This is a genomic window from Pseudoalteromonas sp. 2CM39R (genome assembly GCF_023161845.1).
Genome location: NZ_JALNTM010000039.1, coordinates 1 through 18,983, shown reverse-complemented (window position 1 = coordinate 18,983; position 18,983 = coordinate 1). Strand labels below are relative to the sequence as shown.

Here is an 18,983-nt window from a genome sequence, read left to right as displayed (position 1 = left end):
ATCTTAGTCCTCTACGTTCAAGCCCATCGCACGCGCAGAACCTGCGATAGTGCGAACTGCAGCGTCCATATCAGCCGCTGTAAGGTCAGGTCGTTTTGTCTCAACGATTTCTTCAAGTTGAGCACGAGTTACTGTACCCACTTTTTCAGTGTTAGGACGGCCAGAACCTGATTTGATGCCTGCAGCTTTCTTAAGTAAGTAAGCAGCCGGTGGAGTTTTCATGTCGAACGTGAAAGAACGGTCACCGTAAACAGAGATCACTACAGGAACTGGAGCGCCTTTTTCGATAGATTCTGTACGTGCGTTGAACGCTTTACAGAATTCCATGATGTTTACACCGTGTTGACCTAGTGCTGGACCTACTGGAGGACTAGGGTTAGCCATACCAGCGGCAACTTGTAGCTTGATAATAGCTTCAACTTTTTTAGCCATAATAAATACCTCATTTGGTGGGTCATAGCCTTGTGCGCGCGAGGACGCGTACTCTAACGGCTTCCCAGTTTAAAAATTGGTTCTCACTTTTTAGTGATAAAACAAGTTGTAACTTGCCCTAACACAAAAAGGCCGCTGATTATAAGTTAATCAGCGGCCTTTTTCAAGCATATTGCCAAATTATTAAACGATTTTGGCTGCTTTAATTTTTTACTTACTTGTCTTGCTCAACTTGACCAAATTCAAGGTCAACAGGTGTCGAACGACCGAAGATAAGAACAGACACTTTTACGCGGCTCTTCTCGTAATCAACTTCTTCAACAACACCGCTGAAGTCAGCAAATGGACCATCGATAACACGAACAACTTCGCCTGGCTCGAATAATGTAGCTGGCTTAGGTGCCTCAGAGTTCTCTTGAAGACGGTTTAAGATGCGGTCAGCTTCTCTTTGGCTAATTGGTGCTGGACGATCAGACGTACCACCAATGAAGCCCATAACACGTGCAGTGCTGTTCACTAAGTGCCAGCTTGCATCGTTCATGTCCATTTGAACTAGTACGTAACCTGGGAAGAATTTACGCTCTGATTTACGCTTTTGACCAGCGCGCATCTCAACAACTTCTTCAGTTGGTACTAATACTTCACCAAAACTATCTTCCAAACCTTCGATCTTGATGTGCTCAAGAATAGTTTGTGCTACACGCTTCTCGTAACCAGAGAAAGCTTGTACTACGTACCAACGTAGTTTCTTTTCGTTCTTCTCATCCGACATGGGATTAGATCTCCAATCCAGTTAAAAAGCCTACTGCGCGGAATAAAATGCCATCTAATCCCCAAAGGATAAGCGCCATAATCACAGTTGCAACCATTACAATTAATGTCGTATGTGTTGTTTCTTGGCGAGTTGGCCACACAACTTTACGTACTTCGATACGTGCTTCTTTTGCAAATGCAAGAAAAGTACGACCTTTTTCAGTTAGTGAGGCAATGCCTAAACCAGCTGCAACAGCAACCACTACACCAATAGCACGTAATAATACAGATTGGTCTGCATACATGTGGTTACCAACGACTGCGCCTGCTAGTAGCGCAATTGCTACAATCCACTTTACTGAATCCATCGCACTTGATGGTGTTTCTACATTCGTGCTCATAATATTTTTACCTTAACTACAGACACAACAACCCTGCGCTCTGGCAGGGTTAATCCATTAAAATCTAAACTTAAAAACTGACTTGTTTAAACCGATTTTTAATTTCAGACTTAGCACACATTGTGTAAAAAGTGGCAGGGGCGGAGAGATTCGAACTCCCAACCGTCGGTTTTGGAGACCGCTGTTCTACCAATTGGAACTACGCCCCTGCAAAGTGGATGCCTATTATACTTACGCAATTCATTAACACAAGAGTAAAAGATACCCATTAGTTAAAATCTCATCAGTTCGTTTAAAAATCAATATTAACATTGATTAAAAAGCAGTTTATTATAAACCCATTACAGGAACAAAAAAACAACATGGATCAATGTGCTGCTATTAAAATCCCCTTTTAATATTGTATTGTTATGCCTCATTTTGTTAATAGCTAATCAGGCTAGTGCACGTTCTTTACACCTTAGCACTTTTAATAGTCAGCAGGGCCTGAGTCAAAATTCAATCACTTGCAGCATCACCGACCAGCAAGGCTTTTTATGGTTTGCCACGCAAGGTGGCTTAAATCGCTTTGATGGTTATGAATTTAAGCGTTTTAAAGCTAACAGCGATCATAAAAGCATTTCAGGAAACTGGATCACCGGCTGTGTTAAAGATAGTAAAAACCAACTATGGTTTTCGACTGCTAGCAAAGGGCTTAATAGACTCAACCCTAAAACCGGTCTGTTTGAGGTGTTTTCTACGCGTCATCACGACAGCCTAAATGAAGATAAAATCTGGTCTATGGCGTTAGCTAAAGATGATGTTCTGTGGCTAGGCCACGAAAACGGTAAGTTAACCCGTTTTGATGTATCAAATAATAGCTTTACACACTTTCACTATAAATCAGCGCAGCCACTGGTTCGAGACATTGTTATTACCGATGAACTAATTTGGCTTGCCACAAATAAAGGGCTTATTTCATTTGACCCAATTACTGAGCAATTTACTCAGCATGCTCAGATCTCCGTGCCGCTCTGGCATCTCAAGTTGCTTAACGACGAAAAGCTGCTTATTGGCGCTAAAAAAGGTCTTTATATATTAAATTTAGCTACGCAAAGTAGTGAAAAAATTGAACAGTTTAATGGAACCTGGGTAACAGACAGCCTCGTTGACCAACAGCAAAACCTTTGGCTTACAAGCTATGGACAAGGTCTATACCTTTTACCTGCAGGTGCTGACTTACAAGAGCAATTCACTCAATATCGCCATGACAAACAAAATTCCAATGGCTTAAGCAGCGACTACCTGCTTTCTCTTTTTCAAGACTCGCAAGATGTTATTTGGCTGGGCACTGATGGCTATGGTGTGCACCGCTACGATCCTAAGCAGCAACAGTTCTCTCATCAATTAAAAACCTCTCAAGCTAATTCGTTAAGTCATAACTTTGTTCGTTCAATAATTAAAAGAGCCAATGGTGAGGTCTGGGTTGGCACCCGCGATGGACTAAATCTCAAAACAACGTCTGGTTATCAGCACTTTAAAAACGCCCTACCTAATAACAATATATTTGCCCTACACGAAGATGCTAACCAGCAATTATGGATTGGTACTTACGGTAGCGGTTTAATTATGTATCAAGACAGCCTTGATGAGTTTACAACTTTCACCATGCAAAGCCACCAGCTAGCCAGTGATCGTGTTTACGCAATTACCAGCGACAAAACAGGTGCACTTTGGCTAGGTAGTAACCAAGGCTTAACCCGCTTTGAACCAACCTCTGCCAAGGTGACTCACTATCAGCACAATGATGCGCAAAATAGCCTTGCCAATAACACCGTATTTACTTTGGCTTATGATAATGAAGAGCACGCACTATGGATTGGTACCCGAGCAGGGCTCAATAAACTCGATATCTCAACAGAGCAATTTAGTTTATTAGATGAGCAAAGTTCAAACGAGACAGGGCTTAGCCACAATATGGTTACCTCTTTATTACTCAGTGAAGACAGCATTTGGGTTGGCACCATGCAAGGCTTGAATCAGGTCAATAAACATACCCTCACAGTGAAACACATAACTGAGCAGCAAGGATTAGCTAACGACAATATTTTTGACATTCTTGCCGATAAACAAGGCACGCTTTGGCTTGCAACCAATGGCGGAATCACTCGCTATAACCCCAGCACACAGCAAATGCAGCAGTTTTTGCCTGAAGATGGTATTCAACACCAGTCATTTATATTAGGTGCGAGCTTTCAAGCTGACGATGGCGAATTATTTTTTGGTGGTATTAATGGCTACAATCATTTTTACCCTGAGCAACTAACCTTATCGCACACTCCCCCTACTCCAGTGTTAACTGAGTTATTACTTAATAACCGAGCAATTAAAAGTAATCATTTTGATAAGCAAACCAATGCGCTTGCTAGTGCAACTCAGACATTCTCGTTTGCAAAATCAGCGGGGGTTATCGGCTTTAAATTTAGTGCATTAAAAAATGGTGCGACTCCAAAACATTATCAATATGGCTACAAGCTAGCTGGCTTTGATGAGCAATTTTTATATACCGATGCATCTCTTAGGCAAATTAACTATCCGCAATTGCCTGCTGGGAACTACCAGTTATTGCTAAAAGCAAAAGATCAATATGGCCAATGGAGTGACAGTACACAGCTATTAGCGCTTACTGTTGTGCCTCCTTGGTGGCAAACTAAATTAGCCTACGGCATTTACTTTACGTTTGCTTTAGCACTGACTTGGCTTGTGTTAAATGCCTTGTACAAGCGCAAACTAGCTGAGCAAGAAAAGCAAACCGAAATTGAGTTAAACAAATTAAAAGATCAATTTTTAGATAACATTAGCCACGAACTCAAAACACCACTTAGCTTAATACTCGCGCCGGTAAGTCAGTTACAGCGAAGCAATGCAGACTCTCAAGCTCAATCGCAACTAGCCAGTATCAAACGTAACTGCCAGCGCTTACTTGAGCTCATCAATCAACTTTTACAATTGAGTCAACGCCCAAGCACGGCAATTTACACTGTCAGCCCTTATGCTATTACGCCATTTTTAACAGATTTAGTGGCGGATTTCAGGCCTCTATATGAGCAAAAAGAGCTGCAATTTAGCTTTACTGACACCACCACTAAAGCCTTTAAGATTAACCTTGCTCCTGAACATGCCCACTCGATTTTTAGTAACCTGATAAGCAATGCACTGAAGTACACCCCTGCAGGTGGCAAAGTCGATATTCACCTTAGTGAAGTGCAACAAGCGTTACAGTTTAAAATTACTGATACCGGTGTGGGTATTGCCAGTGAGCATCAGCAGTCTGTTTTTCAGCGCTTTACTCGCTTAACATCGTCAGAACCAGGTAGTGGTATTGGCCTGAGCTTAGTAAAACAGCTCGTTGAACAATACGGTGGTTCTATCAGTGTAAGCAGTAACATCGCTGAAGGTAGCTGCTTCACTGTATCATTGCCTATGGTTGGAAGTGCTGATAAGCACATTAATAGTGCTACGCAAGTTCTTACCTCACAACAGACATTGCTGATTGTTGAGGATAATGAGGAAATGGCAGAGCTACTCCTTTCTTTATTTAATAACGAGTTTAACTGTATCTGTGCTGCTGATGGTCAGCAAGCTCTCGACCTTTGTCAGTCAGACCTGCCTGACCTCATTATCAGTGATGTGATGATGCCGAATATGGATGGCTATCAATTATTAGCAGCTCTTCGAGCAAACCCGGCCACCAGCCACATTCCGGTATTATTACTTTCAGCTAAAGCAGATACCCACAGCCGCTTAAAAGGGCTGGATTTATTAGCTGATGACTTTTTAAGTAAACCTTTTGAACCGACTCTACTAGTAAGCAGAGTAAAAGGACTGCTTAATCTAAGACAAATTTTGAACCAGCACCTAACAGCACAACTGGCAGCTCCTCTGAATAGTGATACAGCCGCTGTAACAGTACAAAATAAAGATTATTCCTTCACTGAAAAGCTTAAGCAGACAGTACAAGCACACTACCAAGATGAAAGCTTCTCGGTTGAGCAGCTAGCCTCTGCGTTATGTTTAAGTCCCCGTGCGCTGCAACTAAAAATGAAAGCCTTGTACTCACAAACGCCTTCTGATTATTTGCGTAATACTCGCTTAGAGTTTGCAAAAAAACAGCTAATCGATAGCGCGTTAGCAATTGGTCAAGTCGCAGAGCAAGCAGGTTTTAGTTCACAAAGCTATTTTGCACGAAGCTTTAAGAGCTATGTTGGTTTATCACCAAAACAGTATCGAGAAAAATATCAAAAACATGCCGAATTTCGCGTCAGTGAATAAAGTTTTCGCCTGAGTGCTATTAATAAAACACTGATTTTTATAGCTTATCCATACAAACGTCAATAACAACAAAGCCCATAGTGCGGCGTTATTTACTGCATGAGATATAAGTTAAGGAAAGTCATATGCTCACCAAAACACACAAAGCAATTTCGATTACGTTACTTGCTGCGGCACTGACTGCATGCCAGAGTACTTCGACAACCACCAGCAATAACAACAGCCCTGATATAAACGAAGTTGCACAGCAGCAGTACAATGGCCCAAAAGCTCGGATCGCTGTTGCCCGCTTTACTGATAAATCAAACGATTCACGTTGGTGGCGTAAAGAAATTGGTGAAGGTATGGCCGATCAACTCACAACGGCATTAGTTAGCACCAATCGCTTTATTGTTTTAGAGCGACAAGCACTTGATGCCGTATTATCAGAACAAGACCTTGCTGTATCAGGCCGCGTGAGTGCAGCATCAGGTGCTGCGTATGGTGAAATAGAGGGAGCCGAAATTGTTGTGGTTGCCGCAGTCACAGAGTTTGATGATGACAACTCAGGCACTCGTGTCGGCAGTGGCGGCTTTATTGGCGATGTATTTAGCTCGGTATCGGCGGGTTTTTCAAGTTCGCACATGGCGATAGATTTACGCTTAATCGACACGCGTACTTCACGTATTTTAGCCGCTACCAGTGTTGAGGGAGGCAGTAAAGATTTTGACTTTACATCAGCAGCAACCAATTTTGGTGGCGCACTTGTTGGTGGTAACTTAAGTAGCTGGTCAAACACACCAAAAGAAAAAGCATTGCGCGAAGTGATCGTAAAAGCTGTTGAGTTTTTAGAATCAAAAGTACCAACAACTTATTATCGCTATAATAGCGATAACACCATTGCAGCAGGCCATACAGCCCCTGCACCACTAAAAGTAACCGCAGCTGCAGCTCCTGCTAAAAAGCCAGTTGCATCGGTTAGTGTTCCTACTCACAGAATGCCTTACTACGAAAAAACAGACTTAGCGATGTCACGACTAAACTTGGTTTGTTTGGGTTATTTGAAAAGGCAGCCTCACTACGAAGAATATGAAATAGAAGACGTAGAGTACGATGAAGCAACGGTGATTGCTCTCACTGAGTATCAGCAAGAAAAACAGCTGAAAGTGACAGGCCTTGCTGATGAGACAACTAAGAAGTCTCTTGATGATTCAGGGTGTATTGCCAAAACGAACAAATCAAGTTTAGAAAGCTTTGGCAGTATGTTTAAATTTAACTAAGCAAACTAACAGCCAGTGCCCGCACTGGCTGTTTAAAACCTTAGTTTGTACCTTTCACCAGTGGTACACCATTGTTACCAACAGGAATGTAAACTGTTGTATGGTTAGGTGACTCAGCCATCTTTAACTGCGCATTAATAGCTTCATGTTGTAGATAATTTGGCGTCAAAGTGGCATTAATAATTTTTTGTGCCTGTGCAATACCTTTCGCTTCTTCTACACGTATCTCAGCATCTTTTCGTGCAATTTCTTTTTGCGTTTCTTTTTCAGACAGTAATTGTTGTGCAGCCAACTTTTTCTCAACAGCATTAGCAACAATAGCCGGATAGTTAATATTTCCCACTACGACATTGGCGAGCTTAAATGGCGTTGGCTCTAAATACGCTTTTAACCGAGCTGTTACTTCTGCTGCTATTTTCTCGCGATTAGTTTTTAACACACCACTATCGTATTGCTGCACTATATCACGCACATAAGTTCTAAATGTTTCACGAACAAATCGCGGATACCAATCTTCACCACCGTATTGCTCAACCACCGCTCTGACAGAGCCGCTTTCTATTGAAATGACCGCATGAAAATCAAAACTAATATTTAAGTCATCGTTAGCTAAGATTTTAAATGCTTCAGTATACGTGTTCGGGCGCATATCAATATTAATTACCTGATTACGCCACAGAGACATGCCGTAATTAGCTGGGCCAATCATAGTGCCTTGATAACCGCCTTCACCAAACACGCGCGGCTTTTCAAATACGTAACCTTCTTCACCCGCTGGTGTACTTGGGTTAGTACATGCCGTGAGCGATACAGCCACTAAACCTGCTAATGCTAAACTTGGAAAAACACTCGATAGAAGTGTTTGCGTCCCTGAACGTTTAAATTTCATTGTTGTTATCTCATTCCATTATAAAATTTGTAATAACTCACCACGATAAAAATCACATAACAACCAAATTTGTTGAAATGGATGCTGCTTAGGCACATCAAGATGAGTAAGTACTGACTTAAAATCATCAAGATGCCATATAGTACTGGCATTTCGAATTAATAACCAAGGCTGAGTAGACTCGTAGTGTTTCTTAGCTTTTTGTGCCAGCAAGCGATGCAAAGCACAGTGCAGACGCTCGTTACTCGGTGCTAAAGCCATTTCAGCGAGATCTCGTTGCATTGAGATAGACAGCGGCCGACCTAACACCGCCATTGCTTCTGTTTCGCTGGCATATAAATGTGCGACTTCAATATCAAGCCGTTCATCACCTTTATAACAACTCACGTCTGGTTTGCTCGGCGTGTTATGCCAAATATTACGCATACTTACGCCAAACTGCTTTTCGTAACAGCGCAAAAACAACTTTGCTGCGCCGTGCTCGAGCGCTATTTTCTCTTGTTCACTTTCACGATTCATTTAATGTTGCATACACATCTTTTAATAACCCAGAAGCGCCAAAACGAAATAGCTCAGGTTGTAAATACGCTTCACCCATAATTGACTCAGCTAGAGCTAAATACTCAGCAGCATCGGTGACTGTTCTGACCCCGCCTGCCGCCTTAAAACCAACCTTTTTGCCACTCGCTTTTATGCTGTTCAACATGATGTCTGTTGCAGCTAGCGTTGCATTAACAGCCACTTTACCTGTACTGGTTTTAACAAAGTCAGCGCCGCCATCAATTGCCAGCTTTGTTGCTGTCGCAATGAGGTCATCGCTTAATTCGCCACTTTCGATAATGACTTTAAGCTGCGCTTGAGTACCACATGCCTCTTTTGACGCTTTGACATACTCTAAAACTTTGCGCTCATCACCACCAATAAGCGCTTTATAGGGGATCACTAAATCAATTTCATCAGCGCCGCGCTCAATGGCAAATAAAGTTTCATTTAACACTTGCTCTAGCGGCTCATCCCCACTAGGAAAGTTAGTGACTGTCGCCACTTTGACTTGCTGAAGTTCGCGCTCAGCGAGTGCCAGTTTAGCGTCGCTTACAAACTGGCTATACACACAGACCGCTGCGGGAATGCCTAACTTAGGCTCAATACTGGCAACCAAGTTATTAATGGTTTCTGTTGTGTCGCTGTCATTCAGAGTTGTTAAGTCCATCAGTGCCACCGCTTGGGCAGCGCTTGTTTGCATTTTAGTCATAGCTCTTATATTTGTGTTGCCATATTAGTGACCTATAGTAGCAAATTTTTATCATTCGGCTATAAATCATAACTAATCACCATAAGGCTGCTTATTTACTTGTAACTCGCCGCAATCCCTTGTTAACTAAGTCTTAAGCCAAAACAAACCACCTGGTATAACTTTTAGTTATATAAACTTGGTTTTAATTATTTTTTACTTTTTTTAGAGCACTATATTCTGCTTGCCTGCAATAAGCAGTTTCTTGATGTGTTTTAGGGGTGAGAACAAAGTGCAATATTTACCAATCTTTACCAAATTAGACGACAAACCTGTGCTGGTAGTCGGCGGTGGAGATGTCGCGTTACGCAAATGCCGTGCGTTTTTAAAAGCGCGTGCTCATGTGACGCTAGTCGCCCCTGAATTTTGTGATGAACTTCGAGAACTTGCTGAACAAGGTGATGTAACACTCATTAACGACTTTTTCAAAGAACAGTATTTAGATCAGCAAATGCTGGTAATCGCTGCAACTGATATAGACAGCGTTAACAAAGATGTGTTCGAACTTGCTAATGCGCGCAATATTTTCGTTAACGTGGTGGATGATCAACCTAAGTGCAGCTTTATTTTTCCATCAATTGTTGACCGTGATCCAATCACAATTGCAATTTCAAGCGCAGGCACAGCGCCAGTATTAGCACGTCGTTTACGCGAAAAACTCGAAACGCTTATTCCACAGCATATTGGTCCACTTGCTACATTAGTTGGTAGCTTTCGTGACAAAGTAAAACAACGCTTTAAACACTTTGCTGACCGCCGCCAGTTTTGGGAAGGCGTATTTGATTCATCAGTTGTAAGCAAAGTCCAAGCGGGTAATTCCGAAGCTGCAACAGCGCAGTTAGAGCAATTGTTAGATGCAAAGCCAGAACCAGAAGGCGAAGTGTATGTTGTAGGTGCAGGCCCAGGTGACCCTGAGCTATTAACCTTAAAAGCACTGCAGTTAATGCAACAAGCCGACGTAGTTGTATATGACTACTTAGTTTCTGATGAAATTATGGATTTAGTACGCCGTGATGCCGACCTAGTTTGCGTAGGTAAACGTTTAGGCGATCACAGCGTAGCGCAAGAAGATATCAACCAGATGTTGGTCGATTTTGCCAAGCAAGGCAAAAAAGTATGCCGTATTAAAGGCGGCGACCCGTTTATTTATGGTCGTGGTGGTGAAGAAGTACAAGTGCTAGCTGCTAACAAAGTGCGTTACCAAATCGTACCGGGTATTACTGCTGCTGCAGGCTGTAGCGCTTATGCAGGCATTCCACTTACTCACAGAGATCATGCACAAGCTATTCAGTTTGTAACGGGCCACTGTAAAAAAGATGGTCAAGAATTAGATTGGCAGTCACTTGCCAAGCCAAATCAGACCTTAGCGATTTATATGGGAGTGATTAAATCACCGCATATTCAAGCACAACTATTAAAACATGGCCGCGGTGCAGATACCCCCGTTGCCATTATCGAAAACGGCACACGTAAAGAACAACGCGTGGTTACAGGGCAATTAGGTGAGCTGGCCGACTTGATTTCGCGTCATAGCATTATTTCACCCGCCTTATTAATTATTGGCGAAGTTGCATCATTGCATCATCAGCTTGCATGGTTTGGTCAAACAGAGCAAACCAGCAGCTTTGCCCAGCCAATTACTGGCGTAGCTTAATTTAACTTTTAATCATTTTAGTAGGACGACTAACAATGGCTTTAACACACCTTCAGCAATTAGAAGCTGAAAGTATCAAAATCATGCGCGAAGTTGCTGCTGAGTTTGAAAACCCGGTGATGCTTTACTCAATCGGTAAAGATTCATCAGTGTTATTACACTTAGCGCGTAAAGCGTTTTATCCAGCAAAGATCCCATTTCCACTTTTACACGTTGATACCAACTGGAAGTTTAAGGAAATGATCGAGTTTCGTGACCGCTTAGCTAAAGAGTATGGCTTTGATTTAATCGTCCACAAAAATCCTGAAGGGTTAGAGATTGATATCAATCCATTTGTACACGGCTCAGCAAAGCACACTGACATCATGAAAACGCAAGGCTTAAAGCAAGCGTTAGATAAATACGGCTTTGATGCTGCGTTTGGTGGGGCACGCCGTGACGAAGAGAAATCACGTGCTAAAGAGCGTGTGTACTCATTCCGTGATAAACACCACAGATGGGATCCAAAAAACCAACGTCCAGAGCTTTGGAATACTTATAACAGCCAAGTTAACCCGGGCGAAAGCATTCGTGTATTCCCGCTATCTAACTGGACTGAACTTGATATTTGGCAGTATATCTACCAAGAAAACATTGAAATGGTTCCACTTTACCTTGCTAAAGAACGCCCAGTCGTTGAGCGTAACGGCACGCTAATCATGGTTGATGATGAGCGTATGCCATTAGAAGAAGGCGAAGTACCACAAATGAAATCTGTCCGTTTCCGTACCCTTGGTTGTTACCCACTAACAGGTGCTGTGGAATCAAATGCAGGTACCTTAACTGAAATTATTGAAGAGATGCTGCTTTCAACCTCTTCTGAGCGTGAAGGCCGCGTGATTGATCACGACTCTGCTGGTTCAATGGAAAAGAAAAAACGTGAGGGCTATTTCTAATGTCTAAAACAAACGACACGATTAATGAAGTAAGAGAGTTAGGTATCGACGCCTACCTTGCTCGCCAACAAGACAAAAGCCTTTTACGCATGCTGACCTGTGGTAGTGTGGATGACGGTAAATCAACGCTGATTGGCCGCCTTTTACACGACAGTCACCAAATTTATGAAGACCAACTTGCAGCCCTGCATAAAGACAATGAAAAAGTCGGTAATGCCGGTGAAGAGCTTGATTTAGCACTTCTTGTAGATGGTCTTCAAGCTGAACGTGAGCAAGGTATTACCATTGACGTTGCTTATCGTTACTTCTCAACAGCAAAACGTAAGTTCATTATTGCTGATACGCCAGGACATGAGCAGTACACGCGCAACATGGTGACCGGCGCATCAACCAGTGATGTGGCAATTATCTTAGTTGACGCTCGTTACGGCGTACAAGTACAAACTAAGCGTCATAGCTTTATCTGTGACTCACTAGGTATTAAGCAGTTTGTTGTTGCTATCAATAAGATGGATATCGTCGATTTCGATGAAACCGTATATGAGAAAATCAAAGCGGATTACCTTAAGTTTGCAGAGCAACTAAACGTTACTAATATCAAGTTTGTGCCTATGTCAGCGCTTAAAGGTGACAACGTAGTTACACGCTCAGAGCACACACCTTACTACACTGATAAACCACTACTTGAGTTACTTGAAGACTCGCCAGCTGATGAACTTGATAACGGTTTTGAAGCACGTCTTCCGGTGCAATATGTGGTACGCCCTAACCTAGACTTCCGAGGCTTCCAAGGTACTTTAACGTCTGGCAAGTTCAGCGTGGGTGATGCGGTAAAAGTATTACCATCAGGTAAAAGCTCAAGCATCAAAGAGATTGTGACTTTCGATGGCAACTTAGATACAGCACAAGCAGGCCAAGCAATCACTTTAACGTTAAACGACGAAATTGATATCAGCCGTGGCGATGTGATTGTGCCAGCCGCTTCAAAAGCCGCTGTTACAAACCGTATTCAAGCTAAATTAGTATGGATGCATGAAGCACCGTTAGTACTAGGTAAAAGCTACAACTTTAAGTTAGGCAGCAAAAATACCTCGGCAGTGGTAAGAAAAATCGATCACACGATTGATGTAAATACCCTTGAGCATGGTCAAGCAGACTCATTACAACTGAACGAAATTGCGATTGTAACTTTAGAGCTTACAGAAACAATTTTGGCTGATGAGTACCACAACAACCATGAAACAGGTTCGTTTATCCTAATTGACCGCCTATCAAACCTAACCGTTGCGGCAGGTATGATTGAGCAATTACTTAGCACTGAAGAACAACAAAGTAGCTTTAGCGACTTTGAAGTTGAATTTAATGCCTTAGTACGCAAGCACTTCCCTCATTGGCAAGCGCTTGATATAACTAAGCTTAAATAATCACTATTCGCCTGTTATAGGAAGTAAAAAGCATGTATCAACAGCTGGTATTAACAGGCATTATGCTGGTATTAGTGGGGTGCCTTTTTGGCACTCGACTAAAACCTGCATGGTTATTTGTCGGCGCCATTGGTATTAGTTATTTAGCAGGGCTAATAAGCCTTGAAGATATGCTAATTAACTATGCAAACCCTTCTTTAATCACCCTTATTCTACTTGTACTCGTTTCGATAGCTGTAGAAAAAACCACGTTAGTACAAAAACTTGCTCAGTCTCTTTCGAAAGGCAGCCTGACAAGTTCGGTGACCAAGCTTGGTTTATCAACCGCCTTTTTATCATCATTTACCAATAATACTGCGGTAGTGGCATCACTGATTAGCTCGATAAAAGAAAGCCCGACACATTCACCGTCTAAGCTTTTATTACCTTTATCGTACACTGCTATTTTAGGTGGCACGATCACCCTGATTGGTACTTCAACCAATTTAATTGTTAATGGCTTTGCCGTTGAAGCGGGCATGGAGCCACTTGGTTTTTTTGATTTTACTTTGATTGGTTTAGGCGCATTGAGCGTCGGCCTTATCACTATTTTAGTGATGCTCAGGTATTTACCAGACAACGGTAAAAATAACCAAGAAGTCGTCCCCTTTTACCTTGAAGGTAAAGTAGAAACCGGCTCAAAGCTAATTGGTAAAAGTGTTGAGGAAAATGGCCTTCGCGAATTAAAAGACTTGTTCTTAGCTGAAATTATTCGTGGTGATAAACGTATTTGCGCAGTTACACCAAAACAAGTTATCAAAGAAGGTGACGTATTACTTTTTGTAGGTGATATAAAGTCAGTGCCTCTGCTTACCCGATTTGATGGCTTAAAAGTTGTTCACGACAAACATGAAAAAGATGTTGAGCACCTAGTTGAAGTCGTTGTGAGCCATTCTTCAAAATACATTGGTAAAACAATTAAAGAAGTTCGCTTTCGTGAACAATTTCATGCAGCCGTTATTGCTATTCGCCGCGGCCATGACCGTTTACAAGGCGGCTTAGGTAAAGTTCAATTGCAAGCGGGTGATTCATTGATCCTTGCGCCTGGCAAAGAGTTTTACTCGCTACCTAATTTAAAACGTGAGTTCGTTTATATATCAGGCCTTGATTTACAAACCCATTTAAAATCTAAGCAATCAAATATTGTGTTGGCAAGTTTTGCAGCCGTATTGGGGTTAAGTATTGTTGGCCTAGTACCATTAGTAAAAGGCCTACTCGTTCTTCTTATCGGCTTAATGCTAACTGGCACAATCAAGCTAAGTGAAGTAAAACGTCGTTTTCCGATTGAGTTACTCGCAGTAGTGGGTAGTGCTATTGGCCTTGCCAAACTCATGATAGGCACAGGCCTTGCCGGTGAAATTTCATCAGCCATGTTATTCGTATTAGGTGATTTTGGGCCTTACGGGGCATTTATCGCAATATTTTTAATGACGGTTTTATTTACCGAACTCATTACCAATAATGCAGCTGCCGCACTTTCATTTCCGGTAGCGTATGCACTCGCCGTTGGTTTTGATGTATCACCTTTGCCTTTTATTATGGCTGTCGCATTTGGTGCATCAGCTAGCTTCATTTCGCCATTTGGTTATCAAACTAACTTGATGGTTTACAGTGCGGGAAATTACCGCCTTAAAGATTACATTGCCATGGGCTTACCTTTATCGATTATTTACTCGATTACAGTATTAATACTTATACCACTGGTATTCCCATTTCAATAACGAGAGTAAAGACAATGGATGAAAATATCGTTTGGCATAATTACGCTATTAGTAAATCACAGCGTAGTGAGCAAAAAAAACATAAGCCAACCATTCTATGGTTCACTGGCTTTTCAGGTTCAGGCAAAAGCACAGTTGCTAATGCTCTAGAAAGCGCATTAAACCAGTTAGGCGTTCACACCTATCTACTCGATGGTGACAATGTGCGTCATGGCTTGTGTAAAGATCTTGGCTTTACAGATGAAGACCGCGTGGAAAACATTCGCCGCGTTGGTGAAACTGCAAAGCTAATGGTCGATGCCGGTCTTGTGGTATTAACCGCATTTATTTCGCCGTTTCAAAGCGAACGCGATATGGTAAGAAACTTAGTAGAGGATGGTGAGTTTATTGAGGTATTTTTAGATACCCCGCTCGATGTGTGTGAAACCCGAGATCCTAAAGGGCTTTATAAAAAGGCGCGTGCAGGTGAAATTAAGCACTTCACTGGTATCGACTCAGACTATCAAATCCCTACCTCGCCAGAAATTAAAATCGATACCAGTAAAAACACTCTAGACCAATCGGTGCAAGAACTGGTAGCGTATTTAAAACAACAGCACATTATAGGTTAAGTCATGAATCAAACGGAACTGCTAGAAGAAATCTTACTCCTCGCACGCCAAGCCGGCAGTGCAATAATGGGGATTTACGAAAAGGACTTTAATGTTGAGTACAAAGCGGATGAAAGCCCAGTGACCGACGCCGACCTAGCAGCTCACAAAGTGATTGTGAATGGCTTACAACATCTTACTCCAGATGTACCAATTCTAAGCGAAGAAAGCGCTGATATTAGCTGGGATATTCGTCAAACTTGGCACCGCTACTGGTTAGTAGACCCAATTGATGGCACCAAAGAGTTCATCAAAAAGAATGGCGAGTTTACAGTGAACATTGCCTTGATTGAAAAGGGTAAACCGGTATTAGCTGTTGTTGATGCACCGGCATTAGGTGTGTCGTATATTGCCGCAGAGGCAATTGGTGCCTTTAAAGATAAAGGTGATGAGCGCATTGAACTTAAGGTAACTCGTAAGCCAAATAAAGGGCTTATTCGTGTTGTCGGCAGCCGTTCACACCCATCTCCTGATTTAGCTGAATTTGTAAAACAGTTTGAAGATGTAGAAATGGTTTCAAAGGGCAGCTCGCTAAAACTTTGCCTTGTTGCCGAAGGTAGTGCTGATATATACCCTCGCCTTGGCCCAACCTGTGAGTGGGATACCGGAGCAGGTCATGCGATTGCCGAAATAGCAGGCGCAACGGTTAGCAAACTCGATGGCAGCCCACTACTGTATAACAGTAAAGAAGAGTATCTGAATCCGTTTTTTGTCGTATCGGCATTACAGAACTAGAGCGTTCCGTTAAATATCGTAGGCTGGGTAGAGCGTAGCGAAACCCAGCATCTATCCTGTCATCTTAACTCTAGCCCCTTTAATACTTCCTTATTTTACAATCAGTTTAACCTAGCCAATAAGCCTTTGTTCCTATAGTATTTTGCTCTCTCAAACTATTAAAGGAATAACCATGACGACTGTTGAAAAAGCAATTGAAGCCGGCTACGAGGCCCAAATTAGCGCACTTTATAAAGCCCTTTCGCAAGGGGTGCTTGCTGCTAATGGCGATGAAGACGAAATCACAGCAGCTGAGGCGCGTTTCAAGAAAGGTTTAGCATTTGCCGCAGACATTAAAGCTCGCGCACTTGCAGCAGCAGAATAAATACCACAACAGGGCTTTATAAATAAGCCCTGCCACCTTCCTTTGTAAGTCTCTCCTTACAGCATAGTTATCTAAATACAACGCTAAAACATGCATTCTTAATCGCTTTTCTATATGCTGCGCGACAATTATTATTCTAATAGTGGAGTGCTAATGAACACACATCAAGATGCTATGCCGTATGATGCATCGACAACAAGTAGTAACTCAAAATGGAACCTTCATGACACCCAGTGGGTATTAAGTTTATTTGGCACCGCAGTCGGTGCAGGGATCTTATTCTTACCAATTAATATCGGTATCGGTGGGTTTTGGCCTTTGATTATCATGGCATGTCTTGCCTTTCCGATGACCTACTTAGCTCACAGAGGCTTAGCCCGATTTGTTTTATCATCAAAAAAGCCTGAAGCGGATTTTACCGATGTTGTAGAAGAACACTTTGGCATTAATGCAGGGCGCTTAATATCTTTACTGTATTTTCTCTCTATCTTCCCTATCTTACTTATTTATGGTGTTGGATTAACAAATACTGTTGATAGCTTTATCGTTAATCAATTAGGTATGGAATCTCCACCACGCGTACTGTTATCTGGTGTGCTCGTTGGCGGTATGATCAGCTTAATGCTAGGTGGTGAAGCACTGATGTTACGTGCCTTTTCAATCCTTGTTTATCCGCTTGTCGCCATCTTGTTTTTCTTATCGATTTACTTGATCCCAAGCTGGCAAATGCCAGATGTAACAGTACCTGAGTTTTCTGGCTTCATGAAAACACTTTGGTTATCAATACCTATCATAGTATTCTCATTTAGCCACGCAGCTGCGATATCAAGCTTTGTACATGTACAACGTGCTCACTATGGCAACAATGCTAAAATGAAGTCAGAAGCAATTCTGAAGCGTACAAGCCTACTATTAATCGTGTTTGTTTTACTGTTTGTATTCTCATGTGTGTTGTCACTATCTACTGAGCAAATGGTACAAGCAAAAGCTGATAACGTGTCTATCTTGTCATTCCTTGCCAATATCACTGATAACTCGTTTATTGCGACCTTAGGGCCATTAGTTGCCTTTATTGCAATTACCTCTTCGTTCTTAGGTCACTTCTTAGGTGCCCGTGAAAGCTTCAACGGCCTTGTTAGTAAGCAAGCCCATATGAACCCTAAACTCGTCGATAAGATTGGCACTGTTATCATGTTCTTCGCTATTTGGTATTGCTCAGTGATCAACCCAAGTATTTTAGACATGATGGATCAGCTATCAGGCCCTATCATCGCCATGATCCTTTTCATCATGCCGATGATTGCCGTTTATAAAGTACCTAGCTTACACAAATACAGAAACCGCTTAAGCACACTGTTCGTATTAACAGTTGGCTCTCTAGCCGTATTTGCGCTTATCTACAGCATGATTAAGTAATCTCATCATTGTTAGATATAGAAGCCCAGCCGGGAAACCGGCTGGGCTTTTTTAGTTTGCGAGTTGGGAGTGAAGTTAGAAAGGGGAAAGGGGAAAGTTGAAAGAGTAAAGTTTGGAAGTCTGCCGTAGGTTGGGTAGAGCGAAGCGAAACCCAACAGTGTGGTAATTCGTCATGCACAATGAAGAGGTAAAGCTCATTAATAAAAGACGAATTAGCGCAAGGTGAAATAAGCCGTTTTAGAGATCGCTAACCTGTTAGACTAGTAGACATTTTTAAGAACTTTTAATCATGGGTTATGAAGAGGGTCACATGGATTATGTTGGGTTTCGCTTCGCTCTACCCAACCTACCTGGAGAATGAACAGGATGAGCTTAGAATGACTCTGTTCTAAACAACCAAACAGTTCAACTTTACCTTTGCTAACTTGCAACTCGCTAACTCATGTTGGGTTTCGCTCCGCTCTACCCAACCTACCTGGAGAATGAACAGGGGGTGCTGAGGGTGACTCTGTACTAAACAACCCCACAGTTCAACTTTACCCTTGCTAACTTGCAACTCGCTAACTCATGTTGGGTTTCGCTGTGCTCTACCCAACCTACCTCAAGAATGAATAGGGCACGTTGTGTGGATTGCTCCAGACGCAAAAAAGCCCGACTCTTTCGAATCGGGCTTTCTCTTATTTGGAGCCTGGCGATGACCTACTTTCAC

16 protein-coding genes and 1 tRNA gene are annotated in these 18,983 nt (G+C 42.2%); 10 read left to right on the top strand and 7 right to left on the bottom strand.

From position 1 onward, the window contains the following. Positions 1-3 precede the first annotated feature (3 nt). From rplK to MTF66_RS36950, 4 genes are all read right to left on the bottom strand, one after another. On the bottom strand, positions 4-432 hold the full coding sequence (rplK, locus tag MTF66_RS36965; RefSeq protein ID WP_054554827.1) for a 50S ribosomal protein L11: 429 nt from the start codon (positions 430-432) through the stop codon (positions 4-6). Between the two features lie 214 nt (positions 433-646). Next, the gene (gene nusG / locus MTF66_RS36960; RefSeq protein ID WP_058586661.1) at positions 647-1,204 is read right to left on the bottom strand and encodes a transcription termination/antitermination protein NusG; all 558 of its coding nucleotides are present in this window, start codon (positions 1,202-1,204) and stop codon (positions 647-649) included. Between the two features lie 4 nt (positions 1,205-1,208). After that, positions 1,209-1,586 (bottom strand): preprotein translocase subunit SecE, encoded by a 378-nt coding sequence (secE, locus tag MTF66_RS36955; protein ID WP_036971579.1) that lies wholly within the window; start codon positions 1,584-1,586, stop codon positions 1,209-1,211. 132 nt (positions 1,587-1,718) lie between these two features. After that, positions 1,719-1,795 (bottom strand) — tRNA-Trp (locus MTF66_RS36950). 211 nt (positions 1,796-2,006) lie between these two features. On the opposite strand from MTF66_RS36950, the gene MTF66_RS36945 reads away from it, so the two are divergent. Further along, complete coding sequence (locus tag MTF66_RS36945; RefSeq protein WP_248530210.1) at positions 2,007-5,897, top strand: hybrid sensor histidine kinase/response regulator transcription factor; 3,891 nt, start codon at positions 2,007-2,009, stop codon at positions 5,895-5,897. 125 nt (positions 5,898-6,022) lie between these two features. Beyond that, positions 6,023-7,156: a CsgG/HfaB family protein gene (locus tag MTF66_RS36940; protein WP_058586659.1), complete on the top strand. Its 1,134-nt coding sequence runs from the start codon at positions 6,023-6,025 to the stop codon at positions 7,154-7,156. A 40-nt stretch (positions 7,157-7,196) separates the two neighbouring features. Here the strand turns inward: MTF66_RS36940 and MTF66_RS36935 are convergent, their stop codons facing one another. The 3 genes from MTF66_RS36935 to deoC are packed head-to-tail and all read right to left on the bottom strand — an operon-like array spanning position 7,197 to position 9,297. Further along, positions 7,197-8,045 (bottom strand): SPFH domain-containing protein, encoded by an 849-nt coding sequence (locus MTF66_RS36935; protein ID WP_054564005.1) that lies wholly within the window; start codon positions 8,043-8,045, stop codon positions 7,197-7,199. 18 nt (positions 8,046-8,063) lie between these two features. Continuing rightward, the gene (locus MTF66_RS36930; protein WP_054554823.1) at positions 8,064-8,564 is read right to left on the bottom strand and encodes a hypothetical protein; all 501 of its coding nucleotides are present in this window, start codon (positions 8,562-8,564) and stop codon (positions 8,064-8,066) included. After that, positions 8,554-9,297: a deoxyribose-phosphate aldolase gene (gene deoC, locus MTF66_RS36925; protein ID WP_248530209.1), complete on the bottom strand. Its 744-nt coding sequence runs from the start codon at positions 9,295-9,297 to the stop codon at positions 8,554-8,556. The genes MTF66_RS36930 and deoC overlap by 11 nt, the downstream gene beginning before the upstream one ends. A gap of 271 nt (positions 9,298-9,568) precedes the next feature. On the opposite strand from deoC, the gene cysG reads away from it, so the two are divergent. The 8 genes from cysG to MTF66_RS36885 all read left to right on the top strand — a co-directional run bounded on the left by cysG (position 9,569) and on the right by MTF66_RS36885 (position 18,274). After that, positions 9,569-10,990, top strand: coding sequence for a siroheme synthase CysG (cysG, locus tag MTF66_RS36920; RefSeq protein WP_248530208.1), 1,422 nt, complete (start codon positions 9,569-9,571; stop codon positions 10,988-10,990). Between the two features lie 35 nt (positions 10,991-11,025). Next, positions 11,026-11,925, top strand: a complete 900-nt coding sequence (gene cysD, locus MTF66_RS36915) for a sulfate adenylyltransferase subunit CysD (RefSeq protein WP_054564008.1) — start codon at positions 11,026-11,028, stop codon at positions 11,923-11,925. After that, the gene (gene cysN / locus MTF66_RS36910; RefSeq protein WP_248530207.1) at positions 11,925-13,349 is read left to right on the top strand and encodes a sulfate adenylyltransferase subunit CysN; all 1,425 of its coding nucleotides are present in this window, start codon (positions 11,925-11,927) and stop codon (positions 13,347-13,349) included. Before cysD ends, cysN begins: the two co-directional genes overlap by 1 nt. Positions 13,350-13,381: 32 nt before the next feature. Beyond that, entirely contained in the window at positions 13,382-15,109 is a 1,728-nt protein-coding gene (locus MTF66_RS36905; RefSeq protein ID WP_248530206.1) for an SLC13 family permease, read from the top strand. Positions 15,110-15,123: 14 nt separating this feature from the next. After that, positions 15,124-15,720: an adenylyl-sulfate kinase gene (gene cysC, locus MTF66_RS36900; protein ID WP_248530205.1), complete on the top strand. Its 597-nt coding sequence runs from the start codon at positions 15,124-15,126 to the stop codon at positions 15,718-15,720. Between the two features lie 3 nt (positions 15,721-15,723). Continuing rightward, positions 15,724-16,494 (top strand): 3'(2'),5'-bisphosphate nucleotidase CysQ, encoded by a 771-nt coding sequence (gene cysQ / locus MTF66_RS36895; RefSeq protein ID WP_055199437.1) that lies wholly within the window; start codon positions 15,724-15,726, stop codon positions 16,492-16,494. Positions 16,495-16,666: 172 nt separating this feature from the next. Further along, on the top strand, positions 16,667-16,858 hold the full coding sequence (locus tag MTF66_RS36890; RefSeq protein WP_248530204.1) for a hypothetical protein: 192 nt from the start codon (positions 16,667-16,669) through the stop codon (positions 16,856-16,858). Between the two features lie 153 nt (positions 16,859-17,011). After that, a complete protein-coding gene (locus tag MTF66_RS36885; RefSeq protein ID WP_058586652.1) occupies positions 17,012-18,274 on the top strand; it encodes an aromatic amino acid transport family protein in 1,263 nt (420 codons plus the stop codon). Positions 18,275-18,983: the final 709 nt, after the last annotated feature.